Source organism: Pseudomonadales bacterium, from assembly GCA_024234435.1.
Taxonomy (GTDB): domain Bacteria; phylum Pseudomonadota; class Gammaproteobacteria; order Pseudomonadales; family Porticoccaceae; genus JACKOF01.
Genome location: JACKOF010000001.1, coordinates 1,488,472 through 1,508,837 on the forward strand (window position 1 = coordinate 1,488,472; position 20,366 = coordinate 1,508,837).

18 protein-coding genes are annotated in these 20,366 nt (G+C 49.7%); 6 read left to right on the forward strand and 12 right to left on the reverse strand.

What is annotated here, in order from left to right; genetic code table 11:
• Positions 1 to 54 precede the first annotated feature (54 nt).
• The 4 genes from H7A02_06920 to H7A02_06935 are packed head-to-tail and all read right to left on the reverse strand — an operon-like array spanning position 55 to position 5,600.
• A complete protein-coding gene (locus tag H7A02_06920; GenBank protein ID MCP5171975.1) occupies positions 55 to 2,169 on the reverse strand; it encodes a TonB-dependent receptor in 2,115 nt (704 codons plus the stop codon).
• Positions 2,166 to 2,975, reverse strand: a complete 810-nt coding sequence (locus H7A02_06925) for a hypothetical protein (GenBank protein MCP5171976.1) — start codon at positions 2,973 to 2,975, stop codon at positions 2,166 to 2,168. Before H7A02_06925 ends, H7A02_06920 begins: the two co-directional genes overlap by 4 nt.
• Positions 2,972 to 3,802, reverse strand: a complete 831-nt coding sequence (locus H7A02_06930; protein ID MCP5171977.1) for a citryl-CoA lyase — start codon at positions 3,800 to 3,802, stop codon at positions 2,972 to 2,974. The genes H7A02_06925 and H7A02_06930 overlap by 4 nt, the downstream gene beginning before the upstream one ends.
• Positions 3,795 to 5,600, reverse strand: coding sequence for a thiamine pyrophosphate-binding protein (locus H7A02_06935; protein MCP5171978.1), 1,806 nt, complete (start codon positions 5,598 to 5,600; stop codon positions 3,795 to 3,797). Before H7A02_06935 ends, H7A02_06930 begins: the two co-directional genes overlap by 8 nt.
• A gap of 217 nt (positions 5,601 to 5,817) precedes the next feature.
• Here H7A02_06935 and H7A02_06940 point away from each other — a divergent pair, with 217 nt between their 5' ends.
• The 6 genes from H7A02_06940 to H7A02_06965 are packed head-to-tail and all read left to right on the forward strand — an operon-like array spanning position 5,818 to position 9,756.
• Complete coding sequence (locus H7A02_06940) at positions 5,818 to 6,525, forward strand: MFS transporter (GenBank protein ID MCP5171979.1); 708 nt, start codon at positions 5,818 to 5,820, stop codon at positions 6,523 to 6,525.
• 24 nt (positions 6,526 to 6,549) lie between these two features.
• Positions 6,550 to 6,849, forward strand: a complete 300-nt coding sequence (locus tag H7A02_06945) for a YciI family protein (GenBank protein MCP5171980.1) — start codon at positions 6,550 to 6,552, stop codon at positions 6,847 to 6,849.
• 55 nt (positions 6,850 to 6,904) lie between these two features.
• A complete protein-coding gene (locus H7A02_06950; protein MCP5171981.1) occupies positions 6,905 to 7,612 on the forward strand; it encodes a TIGR04211 family SH3 domain-containing protein in 708 nt (235 codons plus the stop codon).
• Positions 7,603 to 8,217 carry a peptidylprolyl isomerase gene (locus H7A02_06955; GenBank protein MCP5171982.1) on the forward strand — a complete coding sequence of 205 codons (615 nt, stop codon included), beginning with the start codon at positions 7,603 to 7,605 and terminating at the stop codon, positions 8,215 to 8,217. The genes H7A02_06950 and H7A02_06955 overlap by 10 nt, the downstream gene beginning before the upstream one ends.
• Entirely contained in the window at positions 8,214 to 8,993 is a 780-nt protein-coding gene (locus H7A02_06960; GenBank protein ID MCP5171983.1) for a pyridoxine 5'-phosphate synthase, read from the forward strand. Before H7A02_06955 ends, H7A02_06960 begins: the two co-directional genes overlap by 4 nt.
• Positions 8,977 to 9,756, forward strand: coding sequence for an RNA methyltransferase (locus H7A02_06965; protein ID MCP5171984.1), 780 nt, complete (start codon positions 8,977 to 8,979; stop codon positions 9,754 to 9,756). The genes H7A02_06960 and H7A02_06965 overlap by 17 nt, the downstream gene beginning before the upstream one ends.
• A 46-nt stretch (positions 9,757 to 9,802) precedes the next feature.
• On the opposite strand, the gene H7A02_06970 is transcribed toward H7A02_06965, so the two are convergent.
• The 8 genes from H7A02_06970 to H7A02_07005 all read right to left on the reverse strand — a co-directional run bounded on the left by H7A02_06970 (position 9,803) and on the right by H7A02_07005 (position 20,358).
• The gene (locus H7A02_06970) at positions 9,803 to 11,008 is read right to left on the reverse strand and encodes an MFS transporter (GenBank protein ID MCP5171985.1); all 1,206 of its coding nucleotides are present in this window, start codon (positions 11,006 to 11,008) and stop codon (positions 9,803 to 9,805) included.
• A gap of 16 nt (positions 11,009 to 11,024) precedes the next feature.
• Positions 11,025 to 11,240, reverse strand: a complete 216-nt coding sequence (locus H7A02_06975) for a hypothetical protein (GenBank protein ID MCP5171986.1) — start codon at positions 11,238 to 11,240, stop codon at positions 11,025 to 11,027.
• Positions 11,240 to 11,647, reverse strand: a complete 408-nt coding sequence (locus tag H7A02_06980; protein MCP5171987.1) for a hypothetical protein — start codon at positions 11,645 to 11,647, stop codon at positions 11,240 to 11,242. The genes H7A02_06975 and H7A02_06980 overlap by 1 nt, the downstream gene beginning before the upstream one ends.
• A gap of 50 nt (positions 11,648 to 11,697) precedes the next feature.
• Complete coding sequence (gene ligA, locus H7A02_06985) at positions 11,698 to 13,773, reverse strand: NAD-dependent DNA ligase LigA (GenBank protein MCP5171988.1); 2,076 nt, start codon at positions 13,771 to 13,773, stop codon at positions 11,698 to 11,700.
• A 3-nt stretch (positions 13,774 to 13,776) separates the two neighbouring features.
• Positions 13,777 to 14,607 carry a cell division protein ZipA gene (gene zipA / locus H7A02_06990; protein ID MCP5171989.1) on the reverse strand — a complete coding sequence of 277 codons (831 nt, stop codon included), beginning with the start codon at positions 14,605 to 14,607 and terminating at the stop codon, positions 13,777 to 13,779.
• 160 nt (positions 14,608 to 14,767) lie between these two features.
• Positions 14,768 to 18,283: a chromosome segregation protein SMC gene (smc, locus tag H7A02_06995; GenBank protein MCP5171990.1), complete on the reverse strand. Its 3,516-nt coding sequence runs from the start codon at positions 18,281 to 18,283 to the stop codon at positions 14,768 to 14,770.
• 322 nt (positions 18,284 to 18,605) lie between these two features.
• A complete protein-coding gene (ccmI, locus tag H7A02_07000) occupies positions 18,606 to 19,853 on the reverse strand; it encodes a c-type cytochrome biogenesis protein CcmI (GenBank protein MCP5171991.1) in 1,248 nt (415 codons plus the stop codon).
• Positions 19,846 to 20,358: a cytochrome c-type biogenesis protein CcmH gene (locus H7A02_07005; protein MCP5171992.1), complete on the reverse strand. Its 513-nt coding sequence runs from the start codon at positions 20,356 to 20,358 to the stop codon at positions 19,846 to 19,848. Before H7A02_07005 ends, ccmI begins: the two co-directional genes overlap by 8 nt.
• Positions 20,359 to 20,366: the final 8 nt, after the last annotated feature.

Consider the following 20,366-nt stretch of genomic DNA (forward strand, 5'->3'; position numbering starts at 1 on the left):
AAGATTAGCAGAGTATGCATCCCTGTCCTTGCTAGATTAACGACAACTCATCAGTTAGAACTGATACCTCAACTCACCCAGAATACTTCTTCCTGCTAGTGGCAGGTCATCGGGGATAAAAGGCACAGGATCACCGTTAGGCGAAGGTTCTCTGGCATCTTCATCAAAAAGGTTCCTGACCATCAGTGCTGCTTCAAAATTTTTCCACAAGTTGGTTCGACGCATGGTTAAATCGACCAACACATAATCATCAATCTCATTGCGCGGATCACCTTTCACCCGGTTTCTACCCATCACCCAGTTAGCCTGAAGGTTCAAATTCCAGTCCTCCGCAAAATCCCAATCAGCGCGTCCATACAGCTGTTTCTCCGGAGCATTGGCAGCATCGGCATCCAGATTTTCATCCTTGGATTTTTGCCAGGCGAAATTTCCGGATAACGTCAAGTTTTCAGATGCTTCCCATTTAACCTCAAACTCCATGCCATGCCCCAGTTGTTCACCTGCATTTTGCGCTGTTCTACTGCCACCAGGGTCAGGAATAAATTGAATGATATCTTCCCATTTATAATAAAAAAGGTTAGCAATCAAAGACAGGTCGTATCTTGGTCGGTAATCAAATGCTACTTCATAACTTTTTATTGTTTCTGGGTTTAATTCAGGATTCCCCAAAATAGAGGGGTTATTGATAGCCCTAGTTTGCCCAAAAGACGGTGCCCTGAACGCTTCACCATAAAGAGCCTTAACAGTTAAATCATGTCGAGCTGACCACACCAATGCGGCTCGAGGGTTTGTTGTACTGCCAAAATCAGAATAATGATCGTAACGAATACCCGCCGTTAATTCCCAGTCATTAGCTAACTGCCACACATCCTGAAAATAAATAAACTTGTTTTCCCGGTCATCTTCTCTCAAAAACACGTATGGGGTATCACTTACGTTTACCTTTGCTTCCCCAGGCATAATGACAGAGCCGTCTGGCCGGAAACCAAAATTCTTCTCTTCTTCAACTCTATAAACATCTCCGTAGTAGTAACCAGCCCCCATTCGCAGTTTATGCTCTAAGAACCCATGATAGTCCACAAAAAAGTTAAACCTTGTATGTTTCTCATATACTTCAGGGTCTCCAATTACTCCATTAGCAAAAATCCCTATAGGAGGAGCAAATGGTCCTGTAGAGCCTGGGGGAAATAAAACCAGATCATCTTCAACTTCTTGAGAAGTTTGCAGGTAGCTTAACTGAACCATAAATTCTAAATCCCCACCATATAATTCATCCTGGAAGGTTACATCTGCGTTCAGCCTTTCACTGCCAAAGCGATTCACCGGATCTAAAGCTTGTGCCGCTCCAGCTCCATTTTCAACATTCTTTCTGACTTGCGCGCCCGCCCTGACAATCACTGTCTTGTAATCTAATTGAAACCTTGCATCCCAACTTTCTCTTCCCAAGTTCATCGATTCAGGAGCATAAGACGCATTTGTTCCCGACAGCATGTCCAATAAAGATTGAGCATCAGCTTCAATCTTTTCATCTTGTCCCTCAGTTTTATGCATCTCGATAACTGCAGAGTATTTAACCCCCCCTGCTGAATCGCCAACAGATAACCAAGCATCTTTAGTTCTAAAGCTGCCGTATCTTATTCCCGAGCTCACCCCGGATATATCCTCCGGTCCTTTTGTGACCACATTAATTACACCAGCAAAAGCATCCGCTCCATAGATAGCTGACCCTGGGCCACGAATAACTTCAATTCTTTCAATGGCCTGAACAGGCATCCCCCCCCATACCAGATTTCTGTCACCATGAAATAAGTTAGTTACCGGAACCCCATTAATCAACATTAAAACTTGAGGGTTGAAATCAGCGTATATGCCCCTAAAAGTATAAATAGGGTTATGAGCAACCACATCTCTAGCCACGTGAAGTCCGGGGATAGTTTCGAGAACCATATCTATGTCCGTCGCACCCATTCTTTTTATGTCTTCAGAGGTAATGACAGAGGCAACAGCAGGAGCTTTAGAAATGGCTTTACTGTATCCAGTAGCAATACTAATCATTTCTTCACCGCCAAAAAAAGGAAATAATTCTTCTTCAGCGCCTACTTCTTCACTCGCATATGAGAATCCATTCACTAATAGCGCCGATAATATAATACTTAACTTTTTTTTCATTTCATGTCTCCCCATTTTCTAGTCTCAGTAAAACCTGAGCACCTCAATCGATTTACAGACAGCGGAAAAAAAGCAGCTTCAGGCTTATCCAGAGCATCAACAAAAGGTCCGAGCATGCCTGCTGTAAATGACAAGCTCGCCATATAATATGCCTCAATTGCAGACAACCCAGCATCAGCCATCAATGCTGCGTATACGGCAGCAATGTTTATTTTCATTCTATGTTTTTCACTAAGTATTTTTTCGACATCAAACGCTAAGTCTAAATATTCACCCTTATCAAAACCCAATCTCTTTGCTAGCATCAACACGGGTACAACTCTTTCATCTTGCGCCACCATGGGACGTCCGTACCCGTATACTGATTTATATTTAACAAGCTCATCTGTAATGATTTCTTCCAGAAAATCACCTTGCTGCAACTTTTTTTTCACCCTTATAAAAAAATCAGTTGCACCTTTAATCGGCTTCAACCCATAAATCGTCGCTTCAGAGACAGCAACTCCAGATGAAAGAGCCAGGACTCCTGTACTTCTGCTAGAAGCAGCAAAAGAGGCCACACGGTTATTCCACAATCTAGGGTCCGGATAACTTGTACTCAACACCCAAATAGTCTGAATCAAATTCGCCAATTCGGGGTTCCTTTTCCCAGTAACAATAAATAGCAAATACTCCATCCATGAGCTTTCACCAAATTCAGAGAAGAGGTCTTTCCCCCTTAAAACCACCCTTTCACCCGGAAACCAGGCCCCCATATCAGTTTCCCAGTTGTCTTCGTAGTGGGCTAATAATTCGGGGCCTTTCATACTGATTCCTTCTTATCATTTACTGGGCCAGGGTCGTTGGTCAGCTTTAAACCATCGGCAAAAAACGGATAACGCCGCCAGCCAAGTTTTTCCTGCTCCAGAGAGTGTGCCGCTGCACCCGGAAGACGTAGTAACATATAGATGATTTCAGCCTGGTCTGCCGTGAACTCAAGATCATTCAAAGCCGCTGCAGCAACACCGGACATAGCCAATGGGCAGTCAGCTGTTTTCTCAAGTGCTTCACGATTTTTGTTCAGCCAGAGCAGAGAGCCACCGGGTGACACTGACGATAAGTATTCCAGAAACTGTCTCACCGGCTTGGGGCAACTGGCACCATTTGGGTCAAACCCGGGTGCATGCTCCATGTGATGCCAGACATCGGCGCGCTCTTCCACCGGTGGCTCTTTAATCATTGTTACCCAGGCATCCAGGTCTGCCCCGCACTGTCGCCAATAATTAATCGCGGTGTAAACTTCCCGGCCACCGTTGAGGTTGCCGGCACCGACACCAATAGCGGCAATTAGCGCAGAAGCATGGGTTGAACCACCTGCTCCGGCACTCATAGCTGCTCTGACACTGTGATCCCGCGGCCCTGGATTAGCCAGACCAACGGCCAGCCCCTCCAGTAATTTCGCCTGCTCACGAGTCGGCGGTTCCAGCTTAAAAAGGAGGTAAAGGTACTCGATATAGCTGGCTTTCCCTAGCAGATCACCATACACATCAAAGCCAGAGCAATAACAGACCGAAGCTGCGAAAGGGTTGTCGGATTCCGGCTCTTCCCGCCAGATTTTAGTAGTAATTTTTTCCTGTTTTTTTTCTTCAGACATCCTGCTTGATTGCCTCTGTTCGCATACCAATGGGGGGGATTTCTGATTTATCAATCCGGATATCGAGCAGGGTGGGCCCTGCCCTGTTACACATTGACTTGATATCCAGATCCGTCAGATCCTGTGGCGATGAGACTACATAACTATCAGCACCCATTGCTCTGGCAAGAGAGGCAAAATTGGTTTTCGCGATGTCGACCCCGATCTGTTCAGCTCCGGTTAAGCGCTGTCCGTGACGCACCATACCGTAGCCACTGTCATTGAGCACGACAAACACCACGGGTAATTTATGCTCAACCGCCACGGTAATTTCCTGACCGTTCATCAGCATGCTGCCATCTCCGGTGATACAGACTACCGGCTCTCCGGGTTTGGCAAAAGCAGTACCAACAGCGCTACCTATTGCCCACCCCATGGAAGCAAAGTCCAATGACGCTCGAAACAGACCTCCCCGGGAATTGCGTTTTCCCTTCATACGACGATCAAACGGGTGCAGGTAGTGCGTTGCCCACGCGAAGCTTGCGCCGGTATCGGCCAGATAGCTGGTATTTGGTGGAAACAAACGCGGCAATTCCCTCATTAACCGCTGGGGTTTTATTGGTGTAGCGTCGGCGTAATGCTTGTCTTCTTCGTTTAGTGTGAAGTGACGCTCAGGTGATTTCGGCTCTGCAGTTTTTGTGACGGGCGTATTCTCAGTGACCGCATGAAGCTGTGTTCTGGGGTCATTTTCGTAACGCATCAACAGCTTTTCAAAAATGGTTTCCAAACGTCCCCTCACATGCAGCCTGGCCATCGGCGTCCGGGTGAGATTCGACTCCGCTTCCTCAACATGTATTAACCGTTGATTTAACAGTGCGGTTCGATCCCAGCCATTCGTGGCCCACTCCCCAAGACTGGCGCCAACGGCAATCACTTTATCAACGGCTGGATCGGAAAGTGCGTCCATAGCACTTTGATGCCCCGCAAAACCAATGACGCCCCTGAAAAGAGGATGGTACGGACTGACCAGACCTTTCCCATGAGGTGTTACTACTACCAAGGCTTCGAGATTCATTGCCAGGGTGAGAATAGTACCGATGGCTTCGCCAGCTTCATCGCCAATCAAAAACACCGGTTTCCGTGCATGCACAATTTCTTCGTAGAGTTCTTCAACTGCATCGTCATCCAATAACGACGGTTTGTGCAGCAGCTTGGGGAGGTTGTAGCTGGGGTTATGGGTGGGAGCAACCGAACGCATAACATCCAAAGGTACGCTGATATGTACGGGACCCATCGGCGCCTGAAAAGCGGTCATTATTGCCGTAGCCAGTTTTGTTTCAAACTGATCCACATGCGATATCAAAGTGTTGTATCGGGTGCAGTGCTCAAAAATTCCGACGGTATTAACACCTGTGCAGGAAGACTCCTGAAAGGCCCCTCGACCAAACGTTGATAGCGCCGTTTGCGCAGTAATCACGAGTAAGGGAATATTATTTTCATAAGCTGACGCCACCCCTGTAATCAGATTGGTAGCACCTGGCCCCGTCGTCGCGCAGCAGACACCGAGCTTGCCGGTATTGCGGGAATAGCCATCAGCCATGAAGGCTGCGCCGGTTTCATGGCGAGCCACTATTGCGCGAGGCCCACCCCTGGCTTCACTGCGCGCCAGGGCATTGTAAAGAGGTTCAATTGCCCCACCGGGAATACCAAATATATATTCAACACCCAGTTGCTCGAGATAATTGATCAATAAATCACCAAATTCGGCATTTATTTCTGCTATCCCTGTCTTTTCCTCTTTCGCTTCAAAAACGGGCATAATTTAATTCTCTTATTTTTCAACAAGTTATATTTTTTTCTTAACGTTGTTGTTATGATTTCGTCATTATCACTCTATTTCCAGAGCCTTTTCAAGTGTTTAGCTATATTATCGTTTGGCTCTCACCCGTTTTGTGAACAGCTCGACAGGCGAAGAAAATCCCTTACAATAGCTGCCTTTCGTAGCAGTCCTTAGAACATAACAGCAAACAGCCATCATGACTTCAAGCCAAAACAGCCAGACTCAGCAACCCGGATTGTTGGCCAACCTCGCCTTTAACATCGTTATTCCCACATTAATCCTGACAAAGCTCAGCGGGGACAACTGGCTTGGCACTCAGTTGGCATTGGTGACGGCACTGTTATTCCCCATTGCATATGGGGTAAAAGAATTTCATAAAAGCCGAAAAGTCAATTTCTTCTCGGCGTTAGGTTTTATCAGCGTACTGTTAACGGGCGGAATAGGGCTGCTGGAGTTGGACCCCGCCTACATCGCTATAAAGGAAGCAACTATCCCTGCGATATTTGGCATTGCCACCATGATTTCCCTCAAAACACCCTGGCCCCTGGTAAAAACCTTTCTGTATAACGACACTATTCTTGAAACTGACCGCATCGCTTTGGCTCTGGAAGAAAAACACTCCAGGGGCCAGTTTGAGCTGCGCCTCGTCAGGGCCTCCTGGCTGATTGCCGGTTCTTTTTTCCTGTCCGCAGTGCTGAATTACATCCTGGCAACGACTATCGTGACAGGACAACCTGGCTCTGTAGAGTTTAACGAACAACTGGGTGAAATGACTGCCCTCAGCTTTCCCGTCATCGCAATTCCGTGCATGCTGGTCATGATGGGCGCGCTGTTCTACCTGTTCAGAGGCATTACCCATCTTACCGGCCTGCCTCTTGAAGAGATTATTCGTCACAAACACTAGCAATCGATAAAACCGGATCTCTATATGTGGTATGCCGTTATCAGCGAAGATATTCCAAACAGCCTCGAAAAAAGGCTGTCTGCCCGCCCGGACCACTTGGCCCGGCTGGAAAAACTGAAAGCCGATGGCCGACTACTGATCGCAGGCCCCCACCCCGCCATTGACAGCCAGGCACCCGGTGAGGCAGGCTTTACCGGCAGTCTGGTCGTTGCCGAGTTTGACTCACTGACATCTGCTCAGGCATGGGCCGATGCAGACCCTTACATGAAAGAAGGGGTTTACCGGAAAGTTACCGTAAAGCCTTATTTAAAAGTGCTACCCTGACCGGTATTACAACATTGGCACTCCCATACCAATAATCTCAAAAAAGAACACCCCAATGACAAGACAGCGACAAACAAACCGGCTAGCAATACTGAAAACACTTGCCGTCATTTTACTGACAGCACCTCTTTTGTTTGCCTCCACTTGGCTCCAGGCTGAAACCCGATATATTTCGGATGATCTGCGTGTGCCCCTGAGAAAAACACCCTGCAACCGCTGCGCCATACTGCATCACGGTTTGAAAAGTGGTACGTCTTTGAAGGTGGTAGAAGATAATAATGATGGCTGGACCCATGTCACCACTTCGGGTGGACTTGATGGCTGGCTGCCCACTCAATATCTGGTGACGCAACAAATTGCGCGGCACCGGATAATCAAAGTAGAAAAACAGCTGGCGGCGACCAAAGCTGACAATATTGCTCTTCAACAGCAGTTGCAGGACTTGACCGAAGCTAATCAGTCACTGACATCACAGCTTACTTCAGTACAAACGGAAAGCGGCAGCATCAGTGCTGAACTCAACAATATTCGCAAAATTTCTGCCAGCGCCATTTCTATCCAGCAACAAAATGAAGAACTACTGACAAAGAACCGAATGCTGCAGGGTGAAATCGATATACTGAGCGCCACCAATGAGCAACTGCGCAGTAATGAGCACCAAAGCTGGTTTCTCTATGGCGGCCTCTCAGTATTTATGGGTGCACTACTTACCATTTTGATACCCAGACTAAAACGCAGGAAAAAATTCAGCGAATGGGGTTAATCCATCGGTTTATCGCAATCTGCTTTTTGTGCTGTACCCTTGTACTAGCACTGTCGGCTCATGCCGCAGACAACCTACAGGCACAAAAACAATCATCACCTGTTGTCAGGCTCTCAACAGACTACGGCGACATCGTTCTGGCGTTATACCCGGAAAAAGCACCGGCCACAGTGGAAAACTTTCTCAACTATGTAAACAGTTATTACTACGATGGCGTGATCTTTCATCGGGTAGTAAGGGGCTTTGTCATACAGGCCGGCGGTTACGGGTTTGACCTCTACCCTCGTGAGCCTGGCGCTCCTGTCATCAACGAGTCAGGTAATGGTCTTGTTAATAAACCCGGCTCTATTGCGATGGCCAGAACATCAGATCCCGACTCAGCCCGCGCCCAGTTCTTCATTAACCTGAGCCACAATAAGAACCTGGATGCCACACCGACAACACCTGGTTACACGGTCTTTGGTGAGGTCGTCGAGGGAATGGGCGTTGTACGGAAAATCAGCCAGCAACCGGTAAAACGTGCAGGCATTCACCAACATCTGCCCAGGCAGCCAATCATGATTCAGAAAGCTCGCATGGATGCCCATCAGCAGGCAGACCTGTGATCGCACTGAGCATCAACCTGAATAAAATTGCCCTGCTTCGTAATTCCCGTGAAGGCAATTACCCGGATCTGCTTAAACACGCAAAAATCTGCATTGATGCAGGGGTCAATGGCATTACCGTTCATCCTCGCCCGGATCAGCGCCACATACGCCCCAACGACGTGCGCCAGCTCAGTCAACTGGTCACCCCCCTATCATCAGTCGAGTTCAATGTAGAGGGCAACCCTTTTGCGGATGCTCGCGGCGACTATCCCGGCTTTATTGAACTTGTTGAAGAAACAATGCCGGATCAATGCACGCTGGTGCCGGACGTCGATGACCAGCTCACTTCCGATCACGGTTTTGACCTTTTCCAGACTGGCGAAAAACTCAGGCCCATTATTCAACGGTTACAACAAAAAGGCATGCGTGTCAGCCTGTTTATGGACCCGGAAATCCGGCAGATTGAACAGGCAAAGCTGATTGGAGCGGACAGAATAGAGCTCTATACCGGCCCTTACGCTGCCGCCCAGAATGATGAAGTTCTGTTTCAGTCATTACTGCATCAACACCGGGAAGCAGCCTCTTACGCCACAAAAATCGGGCTGGGTGTTAATGCTGGACACGATCTCAACCTGAACAACCTGCCCCATTACGCCACAATCCCGGGGTTGCAAGAAGTTTCCATTGGCCACGCTCTAACCGTTGACGCCATCGAAATGGGACTTGTAACCGCTGTGCAAACCTATCTTTCACTGCTGCATGAAGCAGAGTGCTGGCATGAACCCACAAACTGACCACGCTGACTACCTCGAGCGCAAACGGTTTTTCAGCCGAATGTTAACGATCTATGGTCGCAAACCTGTGCTGGAAGCACTGCAGGATGAGCAGATACCGGTATTCCGGTTACACCTTGCCCAGTCCAACAAATCCGGTGGCATCATGAACCAGATCCAGCTATTGGCCGAACGCCGAAAAATCGAGGTTGTCTTCCACAGTAAAGAAGCGCTGTCGCGAATCTCCAAAAATGCCAAACAGGATCAAGGTGTAGCGGCCGACCTTCAGTGTCCAAACCACTGTCAACTGGATGACTTCCTGAGAAGTGCCCCGAAAAGTAACTATACCCTGATTGCACTCGATGGCGTCACAAACCCGCAAAACCTGGGCATGATCATCCGTTCCGTATGTGCCAGCCCTGCACACGGGATACTGCTACCGGAAAAAGGGGTTGCCAGTATCTCACCGCTCGTAATCAAGGCAAGTGCAGGCACTATTTTTAAAAGCCGAATCATCCGCTGCCCATCACTGCCGAAAGGGCTCTTATCATTAAAAGGGAATGGCGCAACGATATGCGGGTTATCCTCGCACAGTCAGCAGACACTGGCTGATTTTGAGCAGCATTGCCCCACTGTTTACGTGCTGGGAAACGAGACGCACGGAGTATCTCCGGAAGTAAACAAGACCTGCGACTATTTTATTCGAATCCCCATGCACAATGGTGTCGAATCACTGAATGTAGCCATTACCGCAGCCTTGCTTGCCTTCAGAACAACACTATAGGTGACCCTGTTTCAAAAGGCTTTCAGCCTGCCTTGCTTTTTAGACATCAATGCCTGAAATTCCACAGCGGCCCTTTGAAAACACCCACCAACGCAGTCAATAAAATCACACCACTCAAAATCTTAATGGCGACCAGCACTCCCAGACTTTCAACCAGCAGGCCTGCCGCAAACGCGCCAAAGGGAGCTGCACCAAACAGACAGAGCTGAAAAATAGACACTACCCTCGAACGGTACTCCGAAGGAGCTTCGCTAAAAGCCAGGGATCGTGCCAACGTTGTGGATAAACCGTAAAAACACCCCCAGATAAACACCAGAGCCGCTGCCCACTCGGCACTGAATCGCAACGATATCAGCAATAACAACACTGCCCTGAATACGTAGCACAGCAACAGGGCTCTGCCGAGACGCTTTAACAAGTGGTGAAAGCGGATGAACAACCCATTGGCGACCACAACACCGGCCATAAAACAAAATTGCAATACCGCAAAAAATGATGCCCCGCCCTGATAAACATCCCGCGCCAAAAACGCAATGGCTACCAGATAGACTGCCAGTCCGACAAAACTGGTAATTGCCACCAGCGACATGAGCTGTCTCAACTGGGTATTGCCCCACACCAGCTGCACCCCGGAAACCACATCCCTGAGTGTTGTCGTTTTTTTTGCAAGAACGTTTGTTTCAGAGTGACAGTTTCGGAAAAAATAGGCTGCGGCGACATACATCACCACTTGAGCAACTAAGAGCGCATACAGCCCAACCTGCTCCATGAGACTGGCGATAAGAATACCAACAGAATTAGCAGAAAACTGTACGAAAGTCGTCTTGGCAATGGCTCCCTGCACTGCCTGCGCTGTCACCTGCGCAAGTAAGCTTTCTTTGGCGGGCTGCACAAAGGGTGTTATCAGACCAAAAGACAAACCGAATACAATGATCAAGACAAAGGAAAAACCGAATAACAAAGACCAGCCGATCAAAACAATAAACGGAACACTGTAGAGCAGATAAAGCCTGAACAGATAGCTGCCCAGGTGTCGATTGTCGGAAATAGCGCCGCCCCACAGCAACAGCAAAAGGTTGGGCAGCATCATCACCATCTGCGCCAGACCCAGCTTGTCCGCCGACAGCCCCAACACCCCGACAACCAGCCACGGGAAAACTACCTGCCTGATGCCCTCGGAAGTATGAGCACTACCGATAGCATTCAAATAGGGACGGAAACTGTTTTGCGCTGAAGAAACCGGGCTATTCAACTACCAAACCCCATTATCAGGATTTAAAATATTTGCGGGCAATCACACTCATGGCTACCAGTACAGCCGCAACGGCCATGACACCCAACAGAAGAATCAGAATCATCAATAAATATTGGATAACTGTCTCGCCGGGAACCTGATAGACGTATACCGCAGCAAAAACAAATGCAACGGAAGCCAGCAGCGCAACCGTTATCGCAGCTCTGTGTTTAATCCGCCCCCTAGCCATCAGGCGTCATGAATCCATTCACAGCGGATTTTAATGTCATTAACTCCTGGCTGATGCTCACCCTTATCGGTGTGCCAGATAAAGGAGTGAGTACCAGACATTTCTGTCTCCAGGTGTACCGTAGCCGACACCCAGTACATCTTGCGCAACAGGTTCTCAAACTGCTCCAACCAGTGTTTCCATTCATATTCAATTCCCTGATAGGAAGCACCAAAATGCGTCACATGGGTATGCAGGGATATTTCATCCTGTGTTTCAGGGGTAGAGAACATTTCACGGCTGATAATCGGCCACGACTCTGCGGCCGGTAAAGAAGACAACGCTGCTTTATTCACCTGGCGACGTTCCGCAACCCCGTTATCCGCAGAGTCTTTAATACAACCGTAAACCACAGACTCCTGATTCATTTCCATTTACCTGACTCGTTCCCGATTGTTGAATTGACGCTATCGTTCATTTAACCATCCTGATGCAATCCGTATTGTTTAAGCAATTGCAGAAACTCGGCTTCATCCAGCACGGGCAATTTTAGACTCTCCGCTTTAGCCAGTTTTGAACCCGCTCCAGGGCCAGCAACTACTGAATACGTTTTGGCCGAGACACTGCCAGCGACTTTAGCACCCAGTTGCTGAAGTTTCTCCTTACCCTCAGTGCGACTCATCGATTCAAGGGTGCCTGTTAATACCCAAGTCTGGCCGATCAGCGGTAAAAGATGATCATCTGCAGGCTCGATATCTGGCCAGTGTATCCCCGCCGCCTGCAAGCTATCGATCACCGCCAAATTATGCGGCTGCTGAAAAAACTCTTCAACAAAATGCGCCACCACAGGCCCCACATCTGCCACTTCCTGCAGCTGCTCCTGGCTGGCCTGTCGAATATTCTCCAGACTGCCAAAGTGTTCAGCCAGAGCACGTGCCGTGGCCTCACCCACTTCCCGAATACCCAGTGCATAGAGGAATCTCGGCAAGGTGGTTGTCTTTGATGCCTGTAATGCATCCAGCACATTTTGAGCCGATTTTTCCGCCATCCTCTCCATCCCGGCCAGCTGATCCAGCTCTAGCCGATAGAGATCATCTACAGAATTAAGCAACTGCTGGTCAACGAGCTGTTCGATCAGCTTGTCGCCAACACCATCCACATCCATCGCCTTGCGAGAAACAAAATGCTTAATCGCTTCCTTTCGTTGAGCCGCGCAAATCAAGCCACCAGAACAGCGCAACACAGCTTCACCCTCACCTTTTTCCAATGGTGATTGGCAAACCGGGCAAGTGCAGGGAAACACAATATCTCTGGTATCTTCAGGCCGCCTTTCTGTGACGACATTTGCCACCTGAGGAATCACATCACCGGCTCTACGAACGACCACTGTATCGCCAATTTTCAGCCCCAGCCGTTCAATTTCATCCTGATTATGCAGTGTGGCATTACTTATCGTGACGCCACCCACGAAAACAGGTTCCAACCGGGCAACAGGCGTTATCGCTCCGGTACGACCAACCTGAAACTCGACATCCAGCAATTTGGTCATCACCTCCTGAGCGGGGAATTTACGAGCAATGGCCCAGCGGGGGGCGCGAGCAACAAACCCTAACCTCTGCTGTAAAGACAGATCATTGACTTTATAAACAATGCCATCAATATCGTAATCCAGTTCATCTCTCAACCCGGAAAGCTGGCGATAATACTCAAGACAACCTTCAACACCTTCAACACGAGCCACTTTATCACTGACCAGAAAACCCCAGTCTTTCAGCTGTTGCAGCATGTCAAAATGCGTGCTCGGCTCAACGATACCTGTAGGCCAGCTTTCAGCTCGCCCCAAGCTGTAAGCCGCCATTTGCAGCGGCCTTGTAGCCGTAATTCTTGAGTCGAGCTGTCGCAAGCTGCCCGCCGCTGCATTGCGAGGATTAACAAACGTTTTTTTACCTTCAGCGCGCGCCTGCTGGTTCAGCTTTTCAAATCCGGCTTTCGGAAGATAGATTTCACCTCGCACTTCCAGCAAGTCGGGTATCCGGTTACTTCTCAGTCGCAGTGGTATGGATGCAATGGTTCTGACATTTTGCGTAATGTCCTCCCCGTTGCGGCCATCGCCCCGGGTTGCTCCGCGCACAAGTACACCCTGCAGATAAAGCAGGCTTACCGCTACCCCATCAAGTTTGGGTTCGGCGACATACTCCAGCTTTTCACGATAATTCAGACGCTCCACTATGCGGCGCTCAAAGTTGATCATTTCATCATCACTGAACGCATTATCAAGCGACAACATGGGAATTTCGTGAACAACAGAAGTAAAGGCATCGAGCGGCGGCGCACCAACCCGTTGGGTAGGTGAATCTTCAGCGCACAAAGCTGGATACTGTTGCTCCAATTCCACCAATCGGCGCATTAACCGATCATACTCGACATCAGGTATTGAAGGGTCATCCAGCACATAGTAACGGTGGTTGTGCTCGGACAAGTCTGTTTTGAGTTGCCATGCTTCCTGCTGCACAGCCGCCGGTATTGAGCCGCTGTCGGCAACGGACCCGGTCATGGATCAGCTATTTCCGGAAGAATGAGATGGCGCGGCCTCCGCAACTAACTGTCGACACTGCTCAATCTTCTGAGGTGTTAGTGGTTGACGATTTTCATCGCGCAGTTGCCCCCCCAAACGTTTGGCAAGCGCTTCCGCGGTAGAGAGCATCTTCTCAAAGGCACGAGAAGGGTTTGTAACATCATCCGTAGCAAAAAACAGGCTGATACCCGGTGTTTTAAATTCGGCAATGGTTTTAAGGTTGAAAACACCAGGATTCACTGAGCTGGCTATACTGAAAAGAACTTCGCCGGCGCCATTATCGCCTGCATGGTAATGAAAAATTTTCATATCGCCATAACGCAAACCACAGGCCAGAAATGCATTTAGCAACAAATCCCCTTTAAACGGCGTTCTCTCCGTTGCCATTAGGTGCAAGACCAGCACCTGACCCGATACTTTGCCCGCTGTCTCTGCCTGTGTTGTTGAATGATCAGGCTTCTGTTGAGCATCTTCCTTTTCCTGAGGCTGGCCGACAACCTGTTCCGGCTGCTCTCCCAGATCCAGCGCCGATTGCTCGGGCTTTCTCACAGGAATCGTCAGTTTCGGTTTACTCGCTTCCGCAATATCCTTCAGCGATCGGGTCATTTCTTCCAAATCAGCCTGATCCCGCTGCGCGACAACTCTGGCACCACCACTGGGTAGTTCACTGCCGTACTCATCCAATGGGGTATCGTCATCGAAGATCGGCTGTTTGCGTCGAGGCATGCGGATTTTCTCATAGCGAGACCGACGCACCCGGCGGATAGCATCCAGTACAATGGCTACCAACACCAGAAGACCAAGCGCCAGCATTATTTCTCGCCCGCCAAACTCCATAAACTGTTTTCTCTAACGTTTGTGTTTAGTTCAATTGTATCTGCAGTGCACTGCGATCACGGCTATTGTAGTGATATTTTCCACTTTTGTACCTTTCAACATCAAGTCTCAATATCAAGCGGGTCAGAACAGAATATCAGGCTTCAGCCAACTCCGCCGCTTCATTCACATCCACTGTCACCAGCCGTGAAACGCCGGGCTCGTGCATGGTAACGCCCAGTAATTGATGGGCCATTTCCATCGCGATTTTGTTGTGGGTAATATAAATAAACTGCACGGTATCAGACATTTCCTTAACCATCCGCGCATAGCGCCCCACATTAGCATCATCAAGGGGTGCATCCACCTCGTCGAGCATACAGAACGGTGCCGGGTTAAGCCGAAAGATCGAAAATACCAGTGCAATAGCGGTCATCGCTTTCTCTCCACCCGAAAGCAGATGTATGGTCGAATTTTTTTTGCCCGGCGGGCGCGCCATAATTGCCACCCCCGTATCGAGCAAGTCATCGCCTGTCAATTCAAGGTACGCATGCCCGCCGCCAAACAATTTGGGAAACAGCTCCTGCAGCGAGTTATTGATTTTCTCAAAAGTTTCCTTGAAGCGTGTACGGGTTTCACGATCAATTTTCCGAATAGCTTCTTCCAGCGTTTTCAGAGCCTCAACCAGTTCGTCGTTCTGGGCATCCAGGTAGGTTTTACGTTCCTGCTCGACTTTATACTCTTCAATAGCGGCAAGATTAATGGGGCCCAGGCGATTAATTCGGTTGCCAATTCGTTCTAGCTCTTCTTCCCAGGCAGATTCTGTTGCGTCATCCGGCAATTCCGCCAGAAGCTCTTTGACGTCAAACTGGTGTTCGGCAATCTGTTCGGCAATGGTTTTACTGCGTGTCGCCACTTCCTGTGTTTGCAAGCGTTGCTGTTCAAGGTGGCCACGTTGCTCCTGAATCTTCTGTTCAAGAGCACTGCGCTGCTTCTCCTGCTCACGCATCTGGTGCTCAACCGCTTCAACACTGCGCCGAACTTCAGCTAGCTCGGCCTCGGCTTTAACGCGCACCTCAAGTTGAACTTCAAGTTGTTCATTCAGTTCAACCAGAGGATTATCATCCTGATCGGAATTGGCGCGCAATTGCTCGCGGCGCTCCTCCAGACGGTTTACTTGTACGATCAGCCGCTCCACACTGGATTGCAGCGATTGTAATTGCGTGCTGACAGATCGCTCCCGCATCTGCAGCTCATGGTGGTGATCGCGGTCATGGCGAGCACTCTGCCGGGCTTTATCCAGAGCAGTGCGAGCATCATCCCGTTGTTTCAGCAACTCCTCCCGCTGGCAAGAGTCCTTTTCCATATTATCAATAGCCTGTTGCAGCAGTTCCCGCGCCTGGGCAAGATTTTCCTGTTCCTGCTGCTGTTGCTGCTGGGTTTCAAGCAGTTCTGCTTCTCCCCGCTCCCGACGCGCGGCAAATTGCTCCATCTGAACCTTGCTTGCACTTAGCCGAGAGCGAATATCCGCATGGGTTTTCTGGTATTGCGCCAGCTCTGCCGCCAGTTCATCCCGCTGTATTTCTGCCGCGCGCAACGCTTCTTCATGCTCCTGCTGCTGCTCAGACAATTCGGCAACCCTGGCTTTATTGCGCGCCACATCTTCAGAGAGCTTCTCCAGCGCCTGTTTCCGCTTCAATACACCTGCACTGGCATCTTTCTCCCTAACCACACGCAACCAATTACTGCCCAACCAGATGCCATCCGGCGTGATAACCGATTCGCCATTTGCCAGTTCTGAACGCAAAGCCAACGCTGAAACGAGATCACTTGCTGTGTAGACACCCGCCAGCAATCCGGCACTGAAGCTGCCGGAAACCTTGCTGACCAGCATGTCTGCATCTCCGTTTCCCGGCTTTTTCGCTTCTGTGTTTCGGTTGTCCGCACTGTCAACTAAAAGCAGCTCACCCTTTTCAAAGCTGCCAAGCTGATTGGCGAGCTTGCCCAGGTCATCGACACAAACTGCCTGGAGGTAATTACCCAATACCGCTTCAACGGCAACTTCCCAGCCATTGTCAACCTGCAGCTGTTCCGCCAGTCGAGGATGCTTATCCAGATCATGGCTAACCAGCCAGCCCTGCTGTTCATTATCACTGCCCAACGCGGCCTGTTGCAGCGCTTCCAAAGAAGCCTGCCTGCCCAACATTGTCTGCAGTTCTGTGCGGGCACTATCCAGTTGCTGTGTAGTCTGCTGTACGACTTGCCTGCCCTGATCTATTCGTGCTGATACCTCATTAATTTGATTCTGCTGGCGCCCGGTATCTCCTTCCGCTGCCGACAGTTGCGATTGCAACTGCTCAATTTCTTCCTGTACAGGACTGACACTGAAGGATTTTTGCTCCTGTTCAACCTTGTCAATACGCTCGGCCAGACGCCGCAACAACTGTTCCAAGTGCTGGATACGGGATTGCTGTACTTCGGCCTGCTGGCGAGGCTCGGCAGCAGAGTGGTTGAAATCATCCCAGGCCTGTTGCCAATTCTGCATGGCGGTCTCCGCCTGTTGCAACGTCGCTCCTGACGTTTGCGCCTGATCTTCAGCAGCACCTAGCTGGGGAATAATCTGTTCCAGCTCGGCACTTAGACTCTCGGCTTTATGACGATCGTTGCGAAGATGCTCCGCCGATTCAGCATAGTTTTTCTCCGTCTGTTCCAAGTCCTGTTGCAGCTCGCGGGCTCGATCGCGTACGTGCTGAATTGCCTGTTCCAGCCGCGCAACTTCACCACCAACGCCGTAATAATGCCCCTGTACCTCATTAAAATGGTCGCTCCGTTCACTGTATTCACTACGGTTTTTCTCCAGCGCCGTCTCACAGGCACTGCGCTCCACCACGAGGGATTCGACTTTCAGTTCAGTCTCAGCAATCTGTTTCTGTCGCTGACCAAGCTGCTCGGAAAATGCCTGCCAGCGCAATGCCTGCAGTTCCGCTTTGGTGCGCCGCTCTTCCTTCTTGTATTCCGCGTATTTTTCTGCAGCCTGGGACTGGCGCTGCAAACGGCCGAGCTGACGACCAAGCTCATCGCGTATATCTGTCAGTCGTTCAAGGTTTTCCATGGTGCGGCGCATGCGACTTTCGGTATCCTTGCGACGTTCCTTGTACTTGGAAATACCGGCAGCTTCTTCAATGAACACCCTGAGTTCATCCGGCTTGGCCTCGATCAGATTCGATATCATGCCCTGTTCGATAATGGCGTAACTGCGAGGCCCAAGGCCAGTGCCAAGGAAGATATCCGTGATATCCCGGCGGCGGCACTTGTTACCATTCAGGTAATAATTGGACTGGCCATCACGGGTTACTTTGCGTTTAACGGAAATTTCTGCATAGCTGGCATATTCGCCGCCAAGAGAGCCATCAGAATTGTCGAAAACCAACTCGATCGATGCCTGACCTACTGGCTTGCGACCGCCAGAGCCATTAAAAATAACATCCGTCATGGATTCACCGCGCAGGTTTTTGGCGGAGCTTTCCCCCATCACCCAGCGAACAGCATCAATAATATTGGATTTACCACAACCATTGGGACCGACTACTGCTCCCAGATTACTCGGGAAGTTCACCGTTGTCGGGTCTACAAAGGATTTAAATCCTGCCAATTTAATACATTTAAGGCGCATGTAACTCTCGTTTTAATCATGATTGAGCTAGCATTCTGTCCGGCTAGTTCATTTATTAATTTCTTCGCCGTAAAACAACTGGCTTCATTGGCTGAACTTGACGCAGACCCACTATGCCTGCATTCAGCCACATTGCTTATCCATTTTCTGCCTGTGAACCTCAATCAACGAACGAACCGGGCAAGATACCAGTCATGTATCTATCACATCCCGGCCATCTGGAAGAATGTTTCCAGACCCAGCTCCGTAAGGGTAAACACTGACTAATTGGCGGATTCTACACGCACATCCGTCGCTAACAAACCCTGTCGCAAAATTCCGCTCAGGGAATCACTGTGTCAATTACCAGCTCAATGCTTTCCACAGCCTCGGCAAGCGTCACAGGTCCAGATCGGCCCTCAATGTCTCCCTGACTGGGAGCAGCATTTCCCGATTGTGACACTCGGGCAATCATCTGAACCGTTTCAGCCGAAGATAACTGACGCCCCCCAGGCATGGCCATGCTGTCATCCAGCCTCAGGTTCACCGGCAGATCTGCTGCTGTCACACGAGTAATAGCCAGCGGCATAGGTGATGCATTGGCTTCAACCGCATAGATAAATACGGTTTTTTCCGGCGGCACCTGTATATCAGAGGACAATCGAACGCTGAGACTCACCCCGGGCAAAGACTCACCAAGTCGTTCCTTTGCCTGAGCAATACCGGATTGCAACGCCCGAGCCTGCCCGCTGCCAGGTGCAGTACCCGTCAGGGCCTGCTGCCAGCTGACCAGCGCCTGACGATAATCCCCGGCAGAAAAAGACTGAATACCCTGTAAGCCCAGCACCGTAACATTGGCCGGATCTATTGCCAGCGCTCTCTCCATTGCCAATTCAACGCCAGGAGTAAAGCGATTATCTTCAGCAAAATACAAAGCCTGCGCATACTCTGCAAGTAGGCTTGCATCCTCCGGCAACAACTCCAGCGCCTGACGATAATGGATGATAGCCTGTTGAAATTGCGCAACTTCGGTTAATAACCGGGCCTGGATAACCAGATAACCCACATGCTCAGGCTGTTGAGTCAGGCGTTTGGCAATCTTTTCAATCAGCTCTGCGCGCAGTACTGCGTTGTCTTCCGGTTTATCTACCGTTATGCGCTGCTCAAGTAACTGCGTAATTGCCAGATCTTCTGATGCTCCCAGTTGCTGATACAAGAATAATGCTAGTATGGGCAACAACAGCATCGCAGCAATCAACAACCACCCGCCTCTCAAAGCGGAAGGTAGCGAGCTGTGCCGGGAACTGCCAGGCTGACTGTTAGCATCTGCCAGTAATATTCGTTGCTGCTCGGCAACGAGTTCTTCATATTGTTGCTGATCAATATCACCATCGGACAGTTGTTGCTGAAACTGCACCAACTGCTGCTGATAAAGCTCCGTATTTACAGCAAGGCCATCACCGGCTTTATGAAGGTCTGACTCCGACCTGTAGTGCCGACGCAATAACGGCGCTCCCACAAACACCATTGCCAGGGCCATTAACAGCCAACCCCATGAGCCAGCCAGCCATAACGTCAGGTTATCAATCATTCTTCTGGTCCCGTTCGCTGCTAACTTTTGACTGCAACAGTATCTGATCCAACTGCTGCTGCTCTTGAGGGTTCAGGTTCTGTTGCACATTCTGTTGGGGACGCCGCTGACGCCGCACCATTAATACTCCGATGATTCCCAACAACAGCAACAAGCCCGGCGCGCCCCACAGAATCCAGGTAGTCGACTTCAAGGGTGGTCGATAGCGAACAAAATCACCATAGCGCGCAACCAGATAATCGGTAATTTCCTGATCGCTCTTTCCTTCATCCAGCAACCGTCGAACTTCTCTGCGCAGATCAACGGCGATTGCCGAATTAGAGTCCGCCAGATTCTGATTCTGACACTTGGGACAGCGCAACTCCTCAATTAAATCGAGATAACGCAACCGCAAAGTCTCATTAGCGAACTGTTCTGCTTCCACCACATTGGCTGTGGCGGCAGAACCTAAACACAGAAAAATCAGTAGCGCAGGGCAATAAAAGTGCAAAAATTGTTTAATCATTCATTCGC